This is a genomic window from Rhodanobacter sp. KK11 (assembly GCF_033345435.1).
In the GTDB taxonomy this organism is placed as follows: Bacteria; Pseudomonadota; Gammaproteobacteria; order Xanthomonadales; family Rhodanobacteraceae; genus Rhodanobacter.
Genome location: NZ_JAWPMI010000003.1, coordinates 537,641 through 559,666 on the forward strand (window position 1 = coordinate 537,641; position 22,026 = coordinate 559,666).

Consider the following 22,026-nt stretch of genomic DNA (forward strand, 5'->3'; position numbering starts at 1 on the left):
CATCGTCACGGCCGGCGTCGCTGGCCGGGCTCATTTCGGGGGTTCACGGATGGCTTTTCTGATCGTGCTGGCCGCGCTGTGCTTTCTGATGTTCGCGGCCTATCGCGGCTACAGCGTCATCCTGTTCGCGCCGATCGCCGCGCTGGGCGCGGTGCTGCTGACCGATCCGTCGCTGGTGGCGCCGATGTTCACCGGCCTGTTCATGGACAAGATGGTCGGCTTCCTCAAGCTGTACTTCCCGGTGTTCATGCTGGGCGCGGTGTTCGGCAAGCTGATCGAGCTGTCGGGTTTTTCCAAGGCCATCGTGGCGGCCACCATCGGCCTGGTCGGGCGCAGCCGGGCGATCCTGTCGATCGTTCTGGTGTGTGCGCTGCTGACCTACGGTGGCGTGTCGCTGTTCGTGGTGGTGTTCGCGGTGTACCCGTTTGCTGCCGAACTCTTTCGCCAGTCCGACATTCCGAAACGGCTGATCCCCGGCACCATCGCGCTGGGCGCGTTCACCTTCACCATGGATGCGTTGCCGGGCACGCCGCAGATCCAGAACATCATCCCCACCGCGTTCTTCGGCACCAACACCTGGGCGGCGCCGTGGCTGGGCACGATCGGCGCGGTGTTCATCCTGGCCGTCGGCCTGACCTACCTGGACTGGCGCCGGCGCAAGGCCGCCGCGGCCGGCGAAGGCTATGGCGACAACCTGCTCAACGAGCCAGCCCCGTTCGAAGGCGGCAAGCTGGCGCATCCGCTGGTCGCGCTGCTGCCGCTGGTGCTGGTCGGCGTATGCAACAAGCTGTTCACCGACCTGATTCCGCGCATGTACGGCGAGACGCAATCGTTCCTGCCCAGCGTGGTCGGCAACGCCAAGCCGGTGGTGCAGGAGGTGTCCAAGGTCGCCGCGATCTGGGCGGTCGAGGGCGCCTTGCTGGTCGGCATCCTGTGCGTGCTGGTATTCGCCTGGCGGGCGGTGACCGCGCATCTCGCCGCCGGCAGCCAGGCCGCAGTCGGCGGCGCGCTGCTGGCCTCGATGAATACCGCCTCCGAGTATGGTTTCGGCGCGGTGATCGCCGCCCTGCCCGGCTTCAAGCTGGTGGCCGACGCGCTGCACACGATCCCGAACCCGCTGCTCAACGAGGCGGTCACCGTCACCGCGCTGGCCGGCATCACCGGCTCGGCTTCCGGCGGCATGAGCATAGCGCTGGGTGCGATGGCCGAGACCTTCATCGCCAACGCGCACGCCGCCGGCATTCCGATGGAGGTGCTGCACCGGGTCGCCGCGATGGCCTCCGGCGGCATGGACACGCTGCCGCACAACGGCGCCGTGATCACCTTGCTGGCGGTGACCGGGCTGACCCACCGGCAGTCCTACCGCGACATCTTTGCCATCACCGTGATCAAGACCCTGGCGGTGCTGGTGGTGATCGGCGCCTACTACGCCCTCGGCGTAATGTAAGAGCCCGCTCGCGGGCGATGCTCTTGCCCCCGGATCTTCACCGAGGTATCCAGAGCAGGAGCATCGCCCGCGAGCGGGTTCCTGCGGGTTCGGTCAGGCAGCGGCAGGTGAACGATCGATCGAAATGACGGGCAAGTTGCCGCACAAGTCCGTATAATCGGTCAATTCGCCTTTCAAAAACCTGCGTGACGGCCTCAGCGCCGCCCAAGTCGATCCCATGTCCATCGAAAAACTGCGCAACATCGCCATCGTCGCCCACGTCGACCACGGCAAGACCACCCTCGTCGATTGCCTGCTCAAGCAGTCCGGCACGCTCAACGAACGCACCGTGCTGGCCGAGCGCGTGATGGACTCGAACGACCAGGAAAAGGAACGCGGCATCACCATCCTGGCCAAGAACACCGCGATCACCTGGCGCGGCAACCGCATCAACATCGTCGACACGCCCGGACACGCCGACTTCGGCGGCGAGGTGGAGCGCGTGCTGTCGATGGTCGACTCGGTGCTGATCCTGGTCGACGCGATGGACGGGCCGATGCCGCAGACCCGCTTCGTGACGCAGAAGGCGTTCGCGATGGGCTTCAAGCCGATCGTGGTGATCAACAAGGTCGACCGCCCGGGTGCCCGCCCCGAGTGGGTCGTCGAGCAGGTGTGGGATCTGTTCGACCGTCTCGGCGCCACTCCCGAGCAGATGGACTTCCCGATCGTCTACGCCTCGGCGCTGAACGGCTACGCCGGTCTCGACGAGAACGTGCGCGAAGGCGACATGACCCCGCTGTACGAGGCGATCATGCAGCACGTGAGCAAGCCGGACGTGGACCCGGACGGCCCGTTCCAGATGCGCATCAGCCAGTTGGACTACAACAGCTTCGTCGGCGTGATCGGCATCGGCCGCATCCAGCGCGGCACGCTGAAGAAGAACATGCCGGTGGCGGTGATCGACCGCCACGGCAAGAAGCGCCAAGGCAAGGTGCTGCAGGTGCTCGGCTTCATGGGCCTGGAACGCATCGAGCAGGAGACCGCCGAAGCGGGCGACATCGTGGCCATCTCCGGCATCGCCGAGCTGACCATCTCCGATACCGTGTGTGCGCTGGACACGCCCGAGGCGCTGCCCGCGCTGACCGTCGACGAGCCGACCATCTCGATGACCTTCCAGGTCAACAACTCGCCGTTCGCCGGCAACAAGGACCTCTCCGGCGGCAAGTTCCTCACCAGCCGCCAGCTCAAGGATCGCCTGGAGCGCGAGCAGGTGCACAACGTGGCGCTGAAGGTCGAGCAGGGTTCGGATGCGGACAAGTTCCTGGTGTCCGGCCGCGGCGAGCTGCACCTGTCGGTGCTGATCGAGAACATGCGCCGCGAAGGCTACGAGCTGGCCGTGTCACGCCCGGAAGTGATCGTCAAGGAGATCGACGGCCAGAAGATGGAGCCGTACGAACAACTGGTGGTCGACGTGGAGGAGACCCACCAGGGTCCGGTGATGGAACGCCTGGGCATGCGCAAGGGCCAGCTGAAGAACATGGAGCCGGACGGCAAGGGTCGCGTGCGCCTGGAGTACATGATCCCGGCACGCGGCCTGATCGGCTTCCAGAACCAGTTCAAGACCCTGACCCAGGGTACCGGTCTGCTGTTCCACGTGTTCGACCACTACGGCCCGAAGGAAGAAGGCCAGATCGCCAAGCGTCCCAACGGCGTGATGATCGCCAACGCCGGCGGCACCACCCCCGCCTATTCGCTGGGGCCGCTGCAGGAGCGCGGCCGGCTGTTCGCCGCCGAGGGCGACTCGGTCTACGAAGGTCAACTGGTCGGCATCCACGCCAAGGACAACGACCTCACGGTGAACGTGATCAAGCCCAAGCCGCTGACCAACATGCGCGCCGCCGGCAAGGACGACGCGATCCAGCTGACCCCGGCGATCAAGTTCTCGCTGGAGCAGGCGCTGGACTTCATCGACGACGACGAACTGGTCGAAGTCACCCCGAAGGAAATCCGCCTGCGCAAGAAGCACCTCACCGAGATCGATCGCAAGCGCGCCTCGCGCAGCTGAGCCATCGCCTCATGTGATCGAACAGAAGGCCGCCGCAAGGCGGCCTTCTGCATGAGCGCCTCCATTTGCCGGAGCAACCTTGCGCGCTACCCACGCTTCGCAGGGCAGGCACCGCCCGCGGCCTTGCAGCGTCAAGGCCGCAAGCAAAAACCGGCGGGCATTGCCCGCCCGACACGCGCACGGCCGAAGGAAGTCTCCACTCGGTTCAGGTGGCCTTGGCACCCCGCACGCGCAGGCCCGGCCGTTGCCGCGCCAGCTTGCGCAGCAGCTCGGCGAACGCCTGCAGGTCGTCGTGCCACGGCGAGGCGTCACGCCAGTACAGCGCGATCTCGCGGCCCGACGCCGGCCCCTTCAGTTTCGCCAACGCCACGTTCGGCATCGAGGCCAGCCGCTCGTGCGCCAGTGCCGGCACCAGCGCGTAGCCGCCGCGCAGGCTGACCAGGGCGGCGAGACTTTCCAGGCTGACGTCCTGCACATGGCCGTGCTCGCTGCCATCGCCCGCGAGGCCATCGGCGTGGCTTTCGGCCATCAGCGTGGCCTCGGCCGGGTCGAGCTGGGCCAACGCAATGCTGCCCCGGTTGGCCAGCGGGTGATCGGCGCGCAGCATCAGTTCCCATGGTTCGAAGAACAACGGGCGCGAGGCGATCCCGCTGGTCGCCGGTGCCGGTGGTGCCAGCACGGCGTCGAGTTCGGCCTCGCGCAGGCGGCGCAGCAGGCCGCGCGGCTTGCCCTCGGAGATGCCCAGCCGTGCGCCCGGGAAATGCTGCGGGAACGGCGCGATCAGGTGCGGCAGCAGGTACGGCCCCAGCGAAGCCGGCACGCCCAGGCGCAACTCGCCGCCGAAGGCGACCTCACCGGCACGGGCGACCTGCTGCAGGTGCTCGGCGGAAGCCAATACGGCATCGATCTGCTGCAGCAGGCGCTGGCCGCCGGCGGTCGGCACGATCTTCCGCCCGCCGCGCTCGAACAGCGGCGCGCCCAGTGCCTGCTCCACCTTCTGCACCTGGTGCGACAACCCGGACGGGCTGATGTGCATCGCCCGCGCCGCGCTGTTGAAGCTGCCGTGGCGATGCACCGCCTGTACCAGCGCAAGGTCGCGCAGCGAGACGGCGGCCAGGCCCATCGAAATCATCGAATGCTGCATGTCATCAAAGGCGTTTGCGTGCGGTGGTCATCGGGCCCATCCTGTGCGGCGAAGTCGCCGTGAGTGTCGGCGCAGTGTACCCGCCGGGCACCACCCGGCAGACTTCCCGCATACCATGCACGCCGTCTTCACGACGGCACGCCGGTTCGCGGCCGCGCGGGGTTTGCGCGATAATTGCATCTTTGCCGTGATGGCCCCATCCCACCATCGCGGCACCGTCGTCGAGTCATCCCAGCCGCAGGATTCAGCCAGGAGCGCTTCCCATGAAAGACACCTTTTCCGTACGCGATACCCTCGAGGTCAACGGCAAGAAGTACGCCTTTGCCAGCCTGACCAAGCTGGGTCAGCGCTTCGACCTGAAGCGGCTGCCGTACTCGATGAAGATCCTGCTGGAAAACCTGCTGCGCCACGAGGACGGCGTCGACGTCACCACCAAGGAAATCGAGGCCGTGGCAAAGTGGGACGCCAAGGCCGAGCCTTCCACCGAGATCGCCTTCATGCCGGCGCGCGTGATCCTGCAGGACTTCACCGGCGTGCCCTGCGTGGTGGACCTGGCCGCGATGCGCGATGCGGTGGTGAAACTGGGCGGCGACGCCACCCAGATCAACCCGCTGACGCCGGTCGAGCTGGTCATCGACCACTCGGTGCAGGTGGACGTGTTCGGTTCCGGGGATGCGCTGGAGCAGAACGTCGAGATCGAATTCCAGCGCAACCAGGAACGCTACAGCTTCCTGCGCTGGGGCCAGAAGGCGTTCAACAGCTTCAAGGTGGTGCCGCCGCGCACCGGCATCGTGCACCAGGTGAACCTGGAGCACCTGGCGCGCGTGGTGTTCACCGGCACGGTGAACGGCGAAAGCTGGGCCTACCCGGACACCCTGTTCGGCACCGACTCGCACACCACCATGATCAACGGCCTGGGCGTACTGGGCTGGGGCGTGGGCGGCATCGAGGCCGAAGCGGCAATGCTGGGCCAGCCCTCTTCCATGCTGATTCCGCAGGTGGTCGGCTTCAAGCTCAGCGGCAAGCTGGGCGAAGGCGTTACCGCCACCGACCTGGTGCTCACCGTGACGCAGATGCTGCGCAAGCTGGGCGTGGTGGGCAAGTTCGTGGAGTTCTTCGGCCCCGGCCTGAAGCACCTGGCGCTGGCCGACCGCGCCACCATCGGCAACATGTCGCCCGAGTACGGCGCCACCTGCGGCATTTTCCCGATCGACCAGGAGGCGCTGAACTACCTGCGCCTGTCCGGCCGCAGCGCGGAGCAGATCGCGCTGGTCGAGGCCTATGCCAAGATGCAGGGCCTGTGGCATGACGAGAACACCCCGGTTCCGGATTTCTCCGCGGTGCTGGAACTCGACCTGGCCGACGTGAAGCCGTCGATGGCCGGTCCGAAGCGCCCGCAGGATCGCGTGCTGCTGAGCGATGTGCAGCGCAATTTCCACGAAGTGGTCGGCCCGCTCACCGCCAACCGCAAGAAGGGCAACGGCGACGTCGAGCGCTATGCCAACGAGGGCGGCTCCGCCGCCATCGGCAATCCGGCCAACGCGATCGGCGAAACCGGCGTGATGGTGGAGAAGGACGGCCAAAGCTTCCGCCTCGGCGACGGCGCGGTGGTGATCGCCGCGATCACTTCCTGCACCAATACTTCCAACCCGGCGGTGATGCTGGGCGCCGGCATCCTGGCCAAGAAGGCCGCGGCGCGTGGCCTCAAGGCCAAGCCATGGGTGAAGACCTCGCTCGCACCCGGTTCGAAGGTCGTCACCGACTATCTGGAACAGACCGGCCTGCTGAAGGAACTGGAAAAGATCAACTTCTACCTGGTGGGCTACGGCTGCACCACCTGCATCGGCAACTCCGGCCCGCTGCCGGTGGAGATCAGCAAAGGCATCGCCGACGGCGACCTGGCGGTATCGGCGGTGCTCTCCGGCAACCGCAACTTCGAAGGCCGCGTGCACGCCGAGGTCAAGCTGAACTACCTGGCCTCGCCGCCGCTGGTGGCCGCCTATGCGCTGGCCGGCACGCTGGACATCGACCTGACCCGCGACGCCATCGGCACCGGCAGCGACGGCCAGCCGGTGTACCTCAAGGACATCTGGCCGACCAACCAGGAAATCTCCGACGCCATCGCCGGTGCGATCAACCCGGCCATGTTCGAGAAGAACTACGCCGACGTGTTCAAGGGCGACAGCCGCTGGAACGCGATCGCCTCGCCGGACGGCGCGGTGTACCGCTGGGACGACTCCACCTACATCAAGAATCCGCCCTACTTCGACGGCATGACGATGGCGCTGGGCAAGGTCGAGGACATCCACGGTGCCCGCGCGCTGGGCGTGTTCGGCGACTCGATCACCACCGACCACATCTCGCCGGCCGGCGCGATCAAGAAGGACAGCCCGGCGGGCCGCTTCCTGATCTCCAAGGGTGTCGAGCCGAAGGACTTCAATTCCTACGGCTCGCGCCGCGGCAACGACGACGTGATGGTGCGCGGCACCTTCGCCAACATCCGCATCAGGAACCAGATGCTGAGCGGCGTGGAAGGCGGCTACACGCTGCACGTACCGTCGGGCGAACAGCTGTCGATCTACGACGCGGCGATGAAGTACAAGGCCGAGAAGACCCCGCTGGTCGTGCTGGCCGGCAAGGAATACGGCACCGGCTCCAGCCGTGACTGGGCCGCCAAGGGCACCCTGCTGCTGGGCGTGAAGGCGGTGATCGCCGAGAGCTTCGAGCGCATCCACCGCTCCAACCTGGTCGGCATGGGCGTGCTGCCGTGCACCTTCAAGGACGGCCAGAACGCGCAGACGCTGGGCCTGAGCGGCAAGGAAACCTTCGACATCACCGGTCTGGACGACGGCAACTCGAAGGAGGCCATGGTCACCGCCACTGCCGCCGACGGCAGCAGGAAGCAGTTCACCGTGAACGTCATGCTGCTGACCCCGAAGGAGCGCGAGTTCTTCCGCCACGGCGGCATCCTGCAGTACGTGCTGCGCCAGCTGGCGGGCAAGAAGGCCGCCTGAGCTCCAACGCAAGTCCGTACACGAAAAACGCCCCGCTCCCCGGGGCGTTTTTTTTGCGCAGGGGTTCGCTGGCGGGCGATGCTTTTTTCGGGATTCGGGATCCGGAGCGAAACCACGTAGGGCGGGCACGGCCCGCCAGCACCCGACTTCGCATCGCGCTTCGACGCCAAGCGGCGGGCCGTGCCTGCCCTACGCGCTTCGTGGCCCTACACCATGTGTTTCCAGTTCGCCGTGTAGCAACGCCACACGCCGTCCTCCTTGCGCCACGCGGATTCGACCTGATAGACGCCCATCTGGTCGGGCAGCAGCTTGCCGCCGCTGGTCAACGTGACGGTGAACGTGGCCACCATGCGTTCGCCGCGGGGTTCGATCGACACCGGCCCCATCGTCACGCCGATGTGCTCGCCACGCAGCGCGAGCAACCGGACCATGCCGGTCAATCCGCGCCGGTCGAGCGCGCCGGCATTGCCGTCGAAATCCTCGCTCAACGGTTCGCCCACGCCGCTGGCCGAGCCAGCTTCGGCTGCCTGCGCAACGGCAGCGATCGCTTCGCGAACCTGCTCTTCATCGGGCGTGCGATGGCAGGCCGACAGGGCCGCCGCGAGCAGCACGACGACCAGCAAGAAACCGGCTTTTTTCAGTCCAATCATGGGCGGAACTCGCTGCAGTGCGGCTTGCCGCTGTACGCGGGCGTATGCTCCAATCGTTCGGCGCATGGTCCATGATGGGTGCGAAGTCATCAAGACGCCATCATCCGTCCCATCGTCATCGACAAAACAGGGAACCCAAAGCATGAGCAACGAACGTCCGTGGCTGGACAACTATCCAGCCGGCGTGCCTGAACAGATCGACGTCAGTCAATATGCTTCGGTGCCGGCGGTACTGGAAGAAGCGTTCACTCGCTTCCGCGACCGCCCGGCGTTCGCCAGCTTCGGCCGCCAGCTCAGCTACGGCCAGATCGACGAGATGAGCCGCCAGTTCGCCGGCTATCTCACCGGCGTGCTCAAGCTCGGCAAGGGCGACCGCATCGCGCTCATGATGCCGAATGTGCTGCAGTACCCGATCGCCCTGTTCGGCGCGCTGCGCGCCGGCCTGGTGGTGGTCAACACCAATCCGATGTACACCGCACGCGAACTGAAGCATCAGCTGGAGGATTCCGGGGCCAAGGCGATCGTGGTGCTGGACAACTTCGCCGCCATCCTGCAGCAGGTGGTGGCCGAAACCGAGGTGCAGCACATCATCACCACCGGCATCGGCGACCTGCTCGGCTTCCCAAAGGGTGCGCTGATCAACTTCGTGCTGAAGCACGTGAAGAAGATGGTGCCGGCGTTCGAACTGCCGCAGGCCGTACGCTTCCGTGACGCGCTGGCTCGCGGTGCGGCACACCCGCTACAGCCGGTGGTGCTGGGCCACGACGACATCGCCTTCCTGCAATACACCGGCGGCACTACCGGCGTGGCGAAGGGCGCCATGCTGACCCACGGCAACATGGTGGCGAACATGCTGCAGGCCGCCGCCTGGATCGGCGAAGACCTGGTCAAGCCCGGCGAAGAGGTGATCATCACCGCGCTGCCGCTTTACCACATCTTCTCGCTGACCGCGAACGGCCTGGTGTTCATGCGCCTGGGCGGGCTCAACTGGCTGATCACCAACCCACGCGACATGCCCGGCTTCGTCAAGGAGCTGCGCAAGTCCGGCTTCACCGCGCTGACCGGCGTCAACACGCTGTTCAACGGCCTGCTCAACACGCCCGGCTTCGCCGAGCTGGATTTCTCGAAGCTGCACCTGACCCTGGGCGGCGGCATGGCGGTGCAGCGTGCCGTGGCCGAGCGCTGGAAGAAAATCACCGGTTGCACCCTGGCCGAGGCTTACGGCCTGACCGAAACCTCGCCCGCGGTCTGCATCAACCCGCTCGATCTCAAGGAGTACAACGGTTCGATCGGCCTGCCGGTGCCGTCCACCAACGTGGCGATCTGGTCGGAGGACGGCCAGCCGCTGCCAGTCGGCGAGGTGGGCGAACTGATGGTGCAGGGCCCGCAGGTCATGAAGGGCTACTGGAACCGTCCGGACGAGACCGCCAAGGTGCTCGATGCCGACGGCTGGCTGCACACCGGCGACATCGCGAAGATGGACGCGAACGGCTACTTCTACATCGTCGACCGCAAGAAGGACATGATCCTGGTGTCCGGCTTCAACGTGTACCCGAACGAGGTCGAGGACGCGGTGATGGCGCACCCCGGCGTGCTCGAGGTGGCCGCGGTCGGCGTGCCGGACGAGCATTCCGGCGAAGTGGTGAAGCTGTTCGTGGTGCGCAAGGACCCGAGCCTCACCGAGGAGGCGCTCAAGCAGTTCTGCCGCGAGAACCTCACCGGCTACAAGCGGCCCAAGCTGATCGAGTTCCGCGACAGCCTGCCCAAGAGCAACGTGGGCAAGATCCTGCGTCGTGAGCTGCGTGACGAGAAGAAAGCCACGGCCTGAACCCCTCACTCATCCGTCGCCGGAAACGCCCGCTCATGCGGGCGTTTTCGTGCCGCGTGCCTGCTCAACCGTCCTTCCAGTACTCCAGGATATCGGCGTAGCCGCCCAGCAGGTTCCACAGCGGCACCTGCTTGTCCTCGGGAATGCGGCTGTACGAAAAACCGATGTGATGATCGGAAATGCGTGCCACCGCCGCTTCGAGGTGGATGTGCAGGTTGTTGCCGAAGATCATGTCGAGCACCCAGTTCTGCCCGACATGGCCCGACCAGCCCAGTGGCCGGCGCAGCAGCGCGCCGGTAGCCGAGATGTCGACCAGCTCGGTCGGATGCGACTCGCCGTTGCTGCTCATCAGCACCGTCGTCTCGATCTGCATGCGCGCCGGGCGCAATTGCTCCGGGCCGCCGCCATCCTGTCCGCTTTTGTCGATCGTCATCAGTTCCACCGCATGTTTGCATTTGCGCCCCGAGGAGGGCACTGCGTCCAACGTCGTCCCGAGATCCTTCCGCTGCACCATGGCCGGCCAGGATGGTCAGCCATTGTCGAAGCAACCACCGTGCCACCCCATGTTTCAAGCCACGCCTGGTGCCTCTTCGGCCCCAATGCATCTCGCGCACCGTGCCATGGTCCAACCAGGCGGGGAAGCGCGACCGGGACCGCGCCGCCATCGTGGGGCATGCGCCAGCGCCTGCCAGGCATCACCGGACATGACGCTGACACGAGCCCGACTCAATCCGACGCATTAGGTCACATGCCGCCCTTGCCGCACTTCCGGCACGCCGGTTCCCCCGACCCAATCCGCGTATTGTGCCTGCCGGAAGCGTCCGTGCGAAACCGGCGAGCAGCGCAACCGGCAGCCTGCGAACCGCCGTGGCAATCGTGGTCTGCGCTGGACTTGGCGCCGGCTTGCCGCTACTCTTGGCCCACGCGTGGCTCCATGGAAATGTTTGCCGAGCACCTCCGGCACCCCTTGGTATCCATTCGACTGCTCTCGAATCGACCAGTGAACAGCCGGTGGCGTTGTTTCCCGCCTTCTCTGGCTTGGCGTCCCTGCCGCGGCTGACAACCCGCAGTCGACGCGCGATGGTCGCTGACGACCTGCCTGACCGAACCGCCATCGAGTGGCTTCGTCATGCCCGTCGTGACGATGGCGTCCGCCGCGCCTCGACCGGACAAGTGTGAAGAACGCAGTACCCCGGGAACACCGCCTCACCGCCGTGTTCCGAGTACGGACATCCGATGCCGCGTCGGCATGGGGATTTCCGATCATGTTGAACGCACTGCAGCCGCCGAAGGCGGCCCCATGACATGCATTGATGAGCACTGAGCCCGTCGAGCCACAGAGCCCGGTCACCGCACCGCAGGAAGCGTTTGCGTCGGTACCTCAACAGCAGGAAATGCCGCTGGCCATCGTGCGCGGCCAACCGATGCTGCAGATGCCGCAGGATCTGTACATCCCGCCGGACGCGCTCGAGGTCATCCTGGAGGCGTTCGAGGGGCCGCTGGACCTGCTGCTGTACCTGATCCGCCGGCAGAACCTGGACATCCTGGATATCCCGGTCGCCGAGATCACCCGGCAATACATGGCCTACATCGAGCTGATGCGGGACGTGATGCGGCTGGAGCTGGCCGCCGAATACCTGTTGATGGCCGCGATCCTGGGCGAGATCAAGTCGCGGCTGTTGCTGCCGCGGCCGCCGGCCGAGGAAGGACTGGAAGAAGATCCCCGCGCCGAACTGGTGCGGCGTCTGCAGGAGTACGAACGGTTCAAGCGTGCGGCCGAGGACATCGAGGCGATGCCCCGGCTGGAGCGCGACACCGCCGTAGTGCACGCCGACGTGGGCGAGCGCAACGTGATCAGGCTGCCGCCGCCGCTGGAGCTGACCGAGCTGCTGCTGGCCCTGAAGGACGTGATGCACCGGGCCGAACTGTTCGGGCATCACGCGATCAAGCGCGAGACGCTCAGCGTGCGCCAGCGCATGGGCGAATTGCTGAGCCGGCTCGACGACAGCAGCTTCCACCGCTTCGAGAGCCTGTTCGACATCAGTGAAGGGCGGCTCGGCGTGGTGGTGACCTTCCTGGCGATGCTGGAGCTGGCCAAGGAGATGCTGATCGAGATCGTCCAGGAAGAACCGCTGGCGCCGATATACGTGAAGGCGAAGGTGAGCCACGCCGAAGAAATCGCCGACGCGCCGGCGGGCGACACACAGGCGGGCGAATCGGCACTGACCGAAGCGTCCGGCGAATGAACGACATCCACTGAACGATACCGCTCAAACCGGCATCCGAACCCAAGGTCATGCAGATCGAGCAACTCAAACCCATCATCGAGGCCGCCCTGCTGGCCGCGACCCAGCCGATGACCGTGCAGCAGCTCGGCGAGCTGTTCAACGAGGCCGACGAGGTCAGCCGCGAACAGATCGCCAAGGCGCTCGAGGCGCTGGCCGAAGATTGCGCCGGCCGCGGCATCGAGTTGAAGGAAGTGGCCTCCGGCTTCCGCTACCAGGTGCGCCAGGACGTGCACCCGTGGATCTCGCGGATGTGGACCGAGCGGCCCAGTCGCTACTCGCGCGCCCTGCTGGAAACGCTGGCACTGATCGCCTACCGCCAGCCGATCACGCGTCCCGAGATCGAGCAGATCCGTGGCGTGGTGGTGTCCTCCAACATCATCAAGACGATGGAGGAGCGCGAGTGGATTCGCGTGGTCGGCTACCGTGACGTACCCGGCAAGCCGGCGCTGTTCGGCACCACCCGCGCGTTCCTCGACTACTTCAACCTGAAATCGCTGGACCAGCTGCCGCCACTGTCGGAGATCCGCGACCTGGAAGACCCGCAGCTGCGCTTCGAACCCGATCCCCTGCCCGCCCGCGTCGTGCGCGACCTGCCGATCGACCCGGACGAGGAACTGCTGCACGAACACGATGCCGTCGACACGACAGCCGACGAATACGCCACCGCCGCCGCCACCGAAGCGCTGGCCGCCCCCGAATCCGGCGATGCCGGCTCCGCCACGAGTCAGCCCGCCGAAACCCCGACAACCACTGCCGACGAGGCAGCGAACCCCGCCGCGGACGCCGAACCCGACGCCGCCGAGCAAGACCCCGAGGAGTACCGCGCATGAATGCGCCGCAAAAATCCGTTTTGTCCCTGAAGCGCGAACCGCGCGCCGGCAGCGACGCCCCCGCGCTGGAAGAACGCCTGCACAAGGTGCTGGCCAATGCCGGCCTCGGCTCGCGCCGCATGCTGGAGCAGCGCATCCAGTCCGGCGAAGTCGAGCTGAACGGCGCCCCCGCCGAAATCGGCATGAGCGTGAAGGCCGGCGACCGCGTGATCATGGACGGCAAGCAGTTCGTCGTGGCCACCGACAGCCGTGACGACACCGAAGTGCTGGTCTATCACAAGCCCGAAGGCGTGCTGACCACCCGCGACGATCCCGAAGGCCGCCCCACCGTGTTCGAGCAGCTGCCGCGCCTGAAAGGCGCGCGCTGGGTCGCCGTGGGCCGGCTCGACATCAACACCACCGGCCTGCTGCTGCTGACCACCGACGGTGAACTGGCCAACGCGCTGATGCATCCCAAGAGCGGGCTCGAACGCGAGTACCTGTGCCGCGTGCACGGCGAAGTGCCCGACGAGATCATCGAAAAGCTCAAGGCCGGCGTGGAACTGGACGACGGCCCGGCCCGCTTCGACGAAATCGCCGTGATCAGCCGCGGCGGCAGCCACAGCTGGTTCCGCGTGGTGATCCGCGAGGGCCGCAACCGCGAAGTGCGCCGGCTGTGGGACTCGCAGGGTTTCCTGGTCAGCCGGCTCAAGCGCATCCGCTACGGCGGCATCGAGTTGCCGCGCCACCTGCGCCGTGGCGAATGCGAGGCGCTGGATGCCGAAAGCGTCAAGCAACTGCGCCAGACCAGCGGCCTCGGCGCCGCACAACCGGTACTGACCCTGAGCCCGGTGCTGCACCAGCGTCGCGCCAACCGCAACGTCACCGAGTATCGCCCCGAGCGCGGCGCCGGCACCGCCTGGACCGGCGGCCAGGACGAGGCACGCGAGCTGCGCGCCTACGACCGCATCCGTGAGGAACCCGTGCGCGGCCGCAAGCCACCACGGCGCGGCGGCAAGGAAGTCAACGGCAACCTGGCGCAACCGGAACGTGGTGCCGGTGGCGGCAAGCGCAACAAGAGCCGACGCGTGGCACCGGGCCAGGAGCTGCCTTCAGTACGCACATGGTTCGCCGGCGAAAGCCGCGACGGCGCCGCTGCCCGCCCCGGTGCGCCGCGCGGCAACGCCCGCGGCCACCGCAACCCGGGTGGCGCACGTGGCGGCGAAAGCCCTGTCGCCGGCGGCATGTACGGCGGCTTCGGCGGCAACCGGGGCAGCCGGCCGCCAGCCCAGGGCAACCGTGCACACGGCAACCCGGCGCGGCCGCAAGGCTCCGGTGGCAACCGCCCGGCCGGCCGACCGCAGGGCCAGGGTGGCGCCCGCCACGGCGGTCCGACCGGCGGTCGCCCGCGCGGCCGCGGCGGCAACCGCTCGGGCAATCGCTGAGCCCTCCATGACGACGAAAGGTGGCCGAACAATGGTGCGCATCTATCACAACAACCGCTGTTCCAAGTCACGCGCCACGCTGGCCCTGCTCGAGGAACGCGGGGCGGCGGTCGAGGTAATCAACTATCTCGACACCCCGCCCACCGCCGCCGAACTGGCTGCACTGCTGAAGCAGTTGGGCATGACCGCGCGCCAGCTGCTGCGCACCGGGGAGGACGAATACCGCACGCTGGGGCTGGACAACCTCGCGCTCGGCGAGAACGCCCTGATCGCCGCGATGGTGGCGCACCCGAAGCTGATCGAGCGGCCGATCGTGGTGGCCAATGGCAAGGCCGCGCTCGGCCGCCCGCCGGAAGCAGTGCTGGCAATACTCTGAGCCAGCCTGTAGCCCCGCTGCATGCGCTTGATTCTTCGGTTCATGAGGGCGCCTTTTCCTGGGGGAAAAGGCGCCAATTCATTTCAGGACGGGTCAACGACGAAGGGTGATCAACCCGGGTCGAGCGAGAACGCGTCGGCGTCCATCCACGCCGGGAAACGTTCGCGATGCGCCAGCAACGGTGCCGGATCGAGCACGACGGTCACCACCTGCTCCTGCGCGCCCAGTTCCACCAGCGGCTCGCCGACCGGGTCGATCACCGCACTGTCGCCGGCATAAGGAATCTCGTTGCCGTCCACGCCGACCCGGTTCACGCCGACCACGTAGCCGAGATTCTCGATCGCGCGCGCGCGCAGCAGCGTACGCCACGGGCCGCGCCGCGGCGTGGGCCAGTTCGCCACGAACACGGCCAGGTCATAATCCATGCCGCCAGCGGCGGATTCCAGCCGGCGGTTGCGCAACCACACCGGGAAGCGCAGGTCGTAACAGACCTGCGGCAGGATGCGCCAGCCCTTCAGCTCCACGATCAGCCGCTCGCTGCCACCGCCGTAGCGGGTATGCTCGCCCGCCATGCGGAACAGGTGGCGCTTGTCGTACTGCTCGAAACTGCCGTCCGGTCGCGCCCACAGCAGGCGGTTGTAGACGACGCCGTTCTCGCGGATCGCCAGGCTGCCGCAGACCACCGCATCGACTTCGACCGCCAGCGCGCGCAACCAGGCCACACCCTCGCCCTGCATGGTTTCTGCGCTGATCTCGGTGTCGTTGCTGAAGCCGGACAGGAACGTCTCCGGCAACACGATCAGGTCGCTGCCTTTCGCCTGGCGCACCAGCGCGCCGTAGTAGTCGCGGTTCGCCAGCGCGTCGTGCCAGCGGGTGGCCCCCTGTACCAGCGATGCGCTCAGTGGCTGCAGGCTCACAGCCGGCACAGCCGCTCGGCGGCCGCCTCCATGGTGGCGTCGCTCTTGGCGAAGCACAGCCGCAGCAATCGCGTGCCCGGCGCACACTCGTAGAACGGCGTCAGCGGAATCGCCGCCACACCGCCATGCTCGACCAGCCAGCGGCTGAAGGCGAGATCGTCCTCATCGCGGATCGCCGAATAATCGACCAGTTGGAAGTAACCGCCCGGCACGTCGAGCAGCTTGAAGCGCGAGGGTTGCAGCAGCGCGCGGAAACGGTCGCGCTTGGCCTGGTAGAACGCCGGCAGTTCCAGGTAGTGCTGCGGCGTGCTGGCCATGAACTCGGCGAATGCCGCCTGCGCCGGGTGGAAGGTGCAGAAGGTGAGGTACTGGTGCACCTTGCGGAACTCCGCCGACAGCGCCTTCGGCGCCACCGCGTAGCCGACCTTCCAACCCGTGCAGTGGTAGGTCTTGCCGAACGAGGAGACCACGATGCTGCGCTCGGCCAGCTCCGGGTGGCGCAGCACGCTCTCGTGTTGCGCGCCGTCGTAGACGATGTGCTCGTAGACCTCGTCGGACAGCACCACGATCCCCGTATCGCGCACGATCGCCGCCAACTCGTCCAGGTCGGCTGCGGACAGCACCGCGCCGGACGGATTGTGCGGGCTGTTGATCATGATCATGCGGGTCTTCGGCGTCACCGCATCGCGCACGCGCTGCCAGTCGATCGCGAACGCCGGCAGGGTCAGCGGGATGTGCACGGCGCGCGCGCCCTGCAGCTCGATCGCCGGCTCGTAGCAGTCGTAGGCCGGGTCGAACACGATCACTTCCTCGCCCGCGCGCACGGTGGAGGCGATCGCCGCGAAGATCGCCTCGGTGGCGCCGGAGGTGACCGTGATGTCGGTATCGACGTCGAGCTTGCGGCCGTACAGCCGCCCGGTCTTCAGCACGATCTGCTCGCGCAGGGCCGGCGTGCCGTGCATCGGCGCGTACTGGTTGCGCCCTTCGTTCATGGCTCGGGTCAGCGCGTCGCGCAGCCCCTGCGGCGGCTCGAAGTCCGGGAAACCCTGGCCCAGGTTGACCGCCTTGTGCTGCAGCGCGAGTTGGCTCATCACGCTGAAGATGGTGGTGCCGACTTTGGGAAGCTTGGTCGCGATCATCGTTTGGCCGTATAAATGTCCGTAGACCCGGCAGCGTACTGCATCGGGGCATCCGCGCGCATCACGCCGCGGGAAGTTCGTCCAGCGGGCGCCGCTTGCACTGCTCGTGCTTCAGCAAGGTAGTGGCCGGCAACCGTTCTGCCAGGAAATCGACCAGCGCACGCACGCCAGGCAGCATGCCGCGCCGGCTGGGATAGACGAAGTGCATGGTGCCCTCGGGAACGCTCCACTCCGGCAGCACCACCTCCAGCTCTCCCTTGTCGATCGCCGGCGCACAAACAAACTCCGGCAGCAGTGCCACGCCCATGCCGCGGCGCGCGGCCTCCAGCAGCATGGTGAAGTCGCCGGTGATCAGCCGCGCCTGCATCTCCACGCTGGTCTGTTCGCCGTGGGCGCCGATCAGTTCCCACACCTGCGCGCCTTCATGCTCGTTCAGCGACAACGCCGGCAGCCTGGCCAGTTCGTCCGGCCGCTCCGGTCGCCCCAGCGTCTGCAGCAGCGCGGGGCTGGCCACCAGCGTGTTGCGCGACTGCCCGAAGGTGCGGATCACCAGGTTCGCATCGGTATCCAGCTTGGTGCGCACGCGGATCGCCAGGTCGAAGCCCTCGCCCACCACGTCGACGCGGCGGTTGCTGGACAGCACCCGCACCTGCACTTTCGGGTACTGCGCCATGAAATCGGGCAGCACGTGTGCCAGTATCGTCTGCACCAGCGACACCGGACAGCTCAGCCGCACCACGCCGCGCGGCTCGGCGCGCAGCTCATCCACCGCGTCCTGCGCTGCCTGCGCTTCTTCCAGCACCGCGCGGCAATGCGCATAGAAGCGCTCGCCGACCTCGGTCACCACGAAACGCCGCGTGGTCCGCTGCAGTAGGCGCACGCCGAGGCGTTCCTCCAGTTGGGCCACGCGCTTGCTGAGGCGCGACTTCGGCACGCCCAGCGCCCGCCCCGCCGCGGAAAAGCCGCCGTGCTCGACCACCGCAGCGAAGAAATACAGGTCGTTGAGGTCCTGCAGCGCACCGCTGAGTATCGCCATGGTTGTTTCCACGCGGGAACGATAAGTTCGATAAATCCTAGCTTATCGCCGGATTGTTCAAAACATATTCTTTAGCCCAACGCCGGATCACCGGCATCGTTCGGAAACACCTCCATGAAACTCTTGCATATCGATTCCAGCGCCCTGGGCAGCTATTCGGTTTCGCGCCAGCTGAGCGCTGACATCGTGGCCGGGCTGAGGGCCGCCACGCCCGGCTCCGCCGTCCGCTACCACGATCTGGCGGCCCAGCCGCTGCCGCACTGGGCCCCGGTAGCCGACGCCAGCGACCCCGCTGCCTTGCTCGGCACCGAGATGCTGGAGGAGTTCCTCGCCGCCGACGTGGTAGTGATCGGCGCGCCGATGTACAACTTCGCCATCCCCAGCCAGCTCAAGGCCTGGCTCGACCGCATCCTGGTCGCCGGCAAGACCTTCCGCTACACCGCCAACGGCCCCGAAGGCCTGGCCGGCGGCACGCGGGTGATCATTGCCTCCAGCCGCGGCGGTTTCTACGGCAAGGATGCGCCGGCCGCGGCGATGGACTTCCAGGAACCCTACCTGCGCGCCGTGTTCGCCTTCATCGGCATCAACGAGGTGGAGTTCGTGCGCGCCGAGGGCATCGCGGTCGGCGAGGAACAGAAGCTCGCGGCGCTGGCCTCGGCCCGCCAGAGCATCGGCACGCTGATGGCCGAAGCGGCCTGATCCGCGCAACACCGGCTGACGCCCTGCCCCGCGCAGAAGGCGTCAGCCGCAGCGCCCACCACGGCGCGGGCGCCGCAGTGGAAAAACCGCGCGCGTGCCGACACACTGCCGGTTCCATCGTCATGGGGAACCGCGCATGAACCGCTTGCTCCATCTGCCACTGCTGGCCCTGCTGGCGTTCGCGCCAGCGGTGCAGGCTGCTGACTTGCTGGTCAGCAACGTCAACGGCTACACGCTGGACAGCCACGGCAAACTGCAGCACTTCCAGGCCCTGCTGGTCGACCAGGGCAAGGTGGTGGCCACTGGCAACAATGCCGATCTGGCCGCGCGCGCCGGCGGCGCCAGAGTGGTGGACGGCCACGGTCGCACCCTGCTGCCGGGCCTGATCGACGCCCACGGCCACGTGCTCGACCTCGGCTACGCCCGCACCAGCGCCGACCTTACCGGCACGCAGTCGCTGGCCGAGGCACTGGCCAGGGTAAAGGCCTATGCTGCGGCGCACCCCGATGCGAAGTGGATCGTCGGCGGCGGCTGGAACCAGGAAATCTGGAAGCTCGGCCGTTTCCCCACCGCAAAGGAACTGGACGCCGTGGTGCCCGATCGTCCCGTGTGGCTGAGCCGCGTCGACGGCCACGCCGCCTGGGCCAACACCGCCGCGATCAAGCTGGCCGGCGTCACCGCGGCCACCCATGACCCGTCCGGCGGCCGCATCGAGCGCGATGCCCACGGCAACCCGGCCGGCGTGTTCGTGGATGGTGCCGCCGATCTGGTCGGCGACAAGGTGCCGGCGCCCACCGCGCAGGAACGGGCCGCCGCGCTCGACGCCGCGCTGACCGAGATGGCCAGCGTCGGCCTCACCGGCGTCGCCGACGCCGGCATCGACCTCGACACCTACCGGCTCTACCGCGAGTATGCCGCTGCGCACAAGCTGACCGCGCGCATCTACGCGATGATCCGCGACACCGGCGCCGCATTCGACGCCATCAGCCAGGACGGTCCGCTGATCGGCTACGGCGGCGACTTTCTCACCGTGCGCGCGGTGAAGCTGTTCGCCGACGGCGCGCTGGGCAGCCGCGGCGCGGCGATGCTCAAGCCATACAGCGACGATCCGCACAACCGGGGCCTGCTGTTCCTGAAACCCGACGAACTGACCGCGAAGATCGACAAGGCCTTCGCCAGGGGTTACCAGGTGGCCATCCACGCCATCGGCGACGGCGCCAATCGCGAGGTGCTGGACAGCTTCGCCGCCGCCTACAAGACCCACCCCGACGCCATCGCGCTGCGCAACCGCGTGGAGCATGCGCAGATTGTGTCGCTGCAGGACATCCCCCGCTTCGTGCCGCTCAAGCTGATCGCCTCGATGCAGCCCACCCACGCCACCTCCGACATGAACATGGCCGAGGACCGCATCGGCCACCAGCGGATCGCCGGCGCCTATGCGTGGCAACGCTTCCTCAAGCAGGGCACGCTGATCGCCGGCGGCTCGGATTTCCCGGTGGAATCGCCGAACCCGTTCTACGGCCTGTACTCGGCGGTGACCCGCGAGGATCACCAGGGCCAGCCGCCCGGCGGCTGGTACCCGGACCAGGACATGACGCTGGTCCAGGCGCTGCGCGCGTTCACCCTCGACGCGGCCTACGCCGGGCACGCCGAGCACACGCTGGGCACGCTGGAGCCGGGCAAGTGGGCCGACTTCATCCTGGTCGACCACGATATCTTCAAGGACCCGGCAAGCAAGCTCTGGAGCACCCGGGTGCTGCAGACCTGGGTAGGCGGGAAGCAGGTCTACGCCGCCAAGGACTGACGCGGCAGGAGGCGGGCGGAAAGGCCGGCGCTTGCGCCGGCCTTTCCGTCGGTGGGCTCAGATCGCCGAAGTCCTGCCGCCGTCCATCGGGATGATCGCGCCAGTGACATAGCTGGCCCGCGCCGAGGCCAGGAACAGCGCCACCTCGGCGATCTCCTCGGGTTCGGCCAGGCGTCCCAACGGAATGCCGGCAAGCTGCCGCGCCCGCAGTTCCTCGCGCGACAGACCGGTGGCGCGCATCTCGGCATCCAGCCCTTCCTCGACGCGACCGGTGCGGGTGATGCCTGGGTTGATCGCGTTGACCCGCACGCCCTTGCCCGCGTAGGCGCTGGCGTAGCCCACCGTGGCCAGCATCAGCGCAGCGTTGGCCGAGCCGCCGGCGATGTGCTGCGGATTGGCCTGTCGTCCGCCCTGCCCGATCACGTTGACGATGCTGCCGCGCCCGCGCGCACCCATGCGGCGGATCGCCGGATCGATCGCGTGCATGTAGCTCAGGTATTTCGCCTGCATCGCGGCCAGCACGGCGGTCGCGTCCAGCTCGGCCGGCGGAGTGCGGCGCGCGGCGCCGGCGCAGTTCACCAGTACCTCGATCGGGCCGTGGTCGCGCTCGATGCACTCGATCACCCGTCCCGCCGCCACGCTGTCCTTGAGGTCCGCCGCCTGCACTGCCAGCGCCAGTCCGGCAGCGGCGAGCTGGCGCTGCGCCGCCTGCAGGTTCGCCGGGTCGCGCGCGATGCCGACCACCGTGGCGCCTTCGCGCGCAAACGCACTCGCGCAGGCCAGCCCGATGCCCTTGCTGGCGCCGGTGACCACCACCACGCGGCCACTCAATTCGAGATCCATGCGCTGCTCCGTCGAGGCTGAAGACCTCCCATTGAACCATGTCGGCTGCCGCCAGCGCGGTTGCGGCCTTGCCGGATCGCGCCGTGGCGCGGTTTCGACGCATAGGCCATCAGTCATGTTGCGAAATCGCCATGCGCCTATTGACGGCTCGGAATATTGTGTTATAGTTCACTACAACACCACTCAACGAGGTCACTAAGGAGGCCTGTCATGAAAGCGCAGAATCTGATCGCCAGTGTCGCCGCCGTCCTGCTCACCGCCGCCAGCCTGAGTGCCGTCGACTACAACGTCGCCAGTCAGCCGGCCCGGGCCAACCACACCCGCGCCGCCGTCACCGAGCTGGCGCCGGTCCAGGTCAGCCCCAGCGCCGCCGAAATGCGCAGCGCTGTCCTGCTCGCCGACCTCGGCAACGCCTCGGTCCCGGCGATGGTCATCACGGATTCCGGCAGCAACGCGGAGCCGTTCCGCCTGCTCGGGTCGCAACTGGCCATGCCCTACTATTCGTTTGGCAGCAAGTTCGGCCGCATCAGCAAGGAATAAGAC

Annotated in this window: 18 protein-coding genes; 11 read left to right on the forward strand and 7 right to left on the reverse strand. The window is 67.2% G+C overall.

Annotated elements, in window-relative coordinates:
* The first annotated feature begins 49 nt into the window (after positions 1-49).
* Both R5H19_RS10380 and typA read left to right on the forward strand, forming a co-directional pair.
* Entirely contained in the window at positions 50-1,447 is a 1,398-nt protein-coding gene (locus R5H19_RS10380) for a GntP family permease (protein WP_318158914.1), read from the forward strand.
* Between the two features lie 217 nt (positions 1,448-1,664).
* The gene (typA, locus tag R5H19_RS10385) at positions 1,665-3,491 is read left to right on the forward strand and encodes a translational GTPase TypA (protein ID WP_318158915.1); all 1,827 of its coding nucleotides are present in this window, start codon (positions 1,665-1,667) and stop codon (positions 3,489-3,491) included.
* Positions 3,492-3,696: 205 nt separating this feature from the next.
* Here the strand turns inward: typA and R5H19_RS10390 are convergent, their stop codons facing one another.
* Positions 3,697-4,635, reverse strand: coding sequence for a LysR family transcriptional regulator (locus R5H19_RS10390; protein WP_318158916.1), 939 nt, complete (start codon positions 4,633-4,635; stop codon positions 3,697-3,699).
* 263 nt (positions 4,636-4,898) lie between these two features.
* Here R5H19_RS10390 and acnA point away from each other — a divergent pair, with 263 nt between their 5' ends.
* Positions 4,899-7,649 carry an aconitate hydratase AcnA gene (gene acnA, locus R5H19_RS10395; RefSeq protein WP_318158917.1) on the forward strand — a complete coding sequence of 917 codons (2,751 nt, stop codon included), beginning with the start codon at positions 4,899-4,901 and terminating at the stop codon, positions 7,647-7,649.
* 206 nt (positions 7,650-7,855) lie between these two features.
* Here acnA and R5H19_RS10400 read toward each other — a convergent pair whose 3' ends face one another.
* Positions 7,856-8,299, reverse strand: a complete 444-nt coding sequence (locus R5H19_RS10400) for a hypothetical protein (RefSeq protein WP_318158958.1) — start codon at positions 8,297-8,299, stop codon at positions 7,856-7,858.
* Positions 8,300-8,441: 142 nt separating this feature from the next.
* Between R5H19_RS10400 and R5H19_RS10405 the strand changes: the two genes are divergently transcribed.
* Positions 8,442-10,127: a long-chain-fatty-acid--CoA ligase gene (locus tag R5H19_RS10405; RefSeq protein WP_318158918.1), complete on the forward strand. Its 1,686-nt coding sequence runs from the start codon at positions 8,442-8,444 to the stop codon at positions 10,125-10,127.
* 64 nt (positions 10,128-10,191) lie between these two features.
* Here R5H19_RS10405 and R5H19_RS10410 read toward each other — a convergent pair whose 3' ends face one another.
* A complete protein-coding gene (locus R5H19_RS10410) occupies positions 10,192-10,560 on the reverse strand; it encodes a PilZ domain-containing protein (RefSeq protein ID WP_318158919.1) in 369 nt (122 codons plus the stop codon).
* A 961-nt stretch (positions 10,561-11,521) separates the two neighbouring features.
* Between R5H19_RS10410 and R5H19_RS10415 the strand changes: the two genes are divergently transcribed.
* Genes R5H19_RS10415 through arsC form a run of 4 tightly spaced genes read left to right on the forward strand, consistent with a single transcriptional unit; the run spans position 11,522 to position 15,045 of the window.
* Positions 11,522-12,373 carry a ScpA family protein gene (locus tag R5H19_RS10415; RefSeq protein WP_318158959.1) on the forward strand — a complete coding sequence of 284 codons (852 nt, stop codon included), beginning with the start codon at positions 11,522-11,524 and terminating at the stop codon, positions 12,371-12,373.
* 50 nt (positions 12,374-12,423) lie between these two features.
* Positions 12,424-13,245: an SMC-Scp complex subunit ScpB gene (scpB, locus tag R5H19_RS10420; RefSeq protein ID WP_318158920.1), complete on the forward strand. Its 822-nt coding sequence runs from the start codon at positions 12,424-12,426 to the stop codon at positions 13,243-13,245.
* A complete protein-coding gene (locus R5H19_RS10425) occupies positions 13,242-14,669 on the forward strand; it encodes a pseudouridine synthase (RefSeq protein WP_318158921.1) in 1,428 nt (475 codons plus the stop codon). Before scpB ends, R5H19_RS10425 begins: the two co-directional genes overlap by 4 nt.
* A gap of 31 nt (positions 14,670-14,700) precedes the next feature.
* A complete protein-coding gene (gene arsC / locus R5H19_RS10430) occupies positions 14,701-15,045 on the forward strand; it encodes an arsenate reductase (glutaredoxin) (protein ID WP_318158922.1) in 345 nt (114 codons plus the stop codon).
* A gap of 110 nt (positions 15,046-15,155) precedes the next feature.
* On the opposite strand, the gene R5H19_RS10435 is transcribed toward arsC, so the two are convergent.
* The 3 genes from R5H19_RS10435 to R5H19_RS10445 form a co-directional block, all read right to left on the reverse strand.
* Positions 15,156-15,956 (reverse strand): amidohydrolase, encoded by an 801-nt coding sequence (locus R5H19_RS10435; RefSeq protein WP_318158960.1) that lies wholly within the window; start codon positions 15,954-15,956, stop codon positions 15,156-15,158.
* Between the two features lie 2 nt (positions 15,957-15,958).
* Positions 15,959-17,101, reverse strand: a complete 1,143-nt coding sequence (locus R5H19_RS10440; RefSeq protein ID WP_318158924.1) for a pyridoxal phosphate-dependent aminotransferase — start codon at positions 17,099-17,101, stop codon at positions 15,959-15,961.
* Positions 17,102-17,162: 61 nt separating this feature from the next.
* Positions 17,163-18,137: a LysR substrate-binding domain-containing protein gene (locus tag R5H19_RS10445; RefSeq protein WP_318158925.1), complete on the reverse strand. Its 975-nt coding sequence runs from the start codon at positions 18,135-18,137 to the stop codon at positions 17,163-17,165.
* 114 nt (positions 18,138-18,251) lie between these two features.
* On the opposite strand from R5H19_RS10445, the gene R5H19_RS10450 reads away from it, so the two are divergent.
* Both R5H19_RS10450 and R5H19_RS10455 read left to right on the forward strand, forming a co-directional pair.
* Positions 18,252-18,836 carry an FMN-dependent NADH-azoreductase gene (locus R5H19_RS10450; protein WP_318158926.1) on the forward strand — a complete coding sequence of 195 codons (585 nt, stop codon included), beginning with the start codon at positions 18,252-18,254 and terminating at the stop codon, positions 18,834-18,836.
* A 136-nt stretch (positions 18,837-18,972) separates the two neighbouring features.
* Positions 18,973-20,640, forward strand: a complete 1,668-nt coding sequence (locus tag R5H19_RS10455) for an amidohydrolase (RefSeq protein ID WP_318158927.1) — start codon at positions 18,973-18,975, stop codon at positions 20,638-20,640.
* A 57-nt stretch (positions 20,641-20,697) separates the two neighbouring features.
* Here the strand turns inward: R5H19_RS10455 and R5H19_RS10460 are convergent, their stop codons facing one another.
* The gene (locus tag R5H19_RS10460; RefSeq protein WP_318158928.1) at positions 20,698-21,483 is read right to left on the reverse strand and encodes an SDR family oxidoreductase; all 786 of its coding nucleotides are present in this window, start codon (positions 21,481-21,483) and stop codon (positions 20,698-20,700) included.
* A gap of 210 nt (positions 21,484-21,693) precedes the next feature.
* Here R5H19_RS10460 and R5H19_RS10465 point away from each other — a divergent pair, with 210 nt between their 5' ends.
* The gene (locus R5H19_RS10465) at positions 21,694-22,023 is read left to right on the forward strand and encodes a hypothetical protein (RefSeq protein ID WP_318158929.1); all 330 of its coding nucleotides are present in this window, start codon (positions 21,694-21,696) and stop codon (positions 22,021-22,023) included.
* Positions 22,024-22,026: the final 3 nt, after the last annotated feature.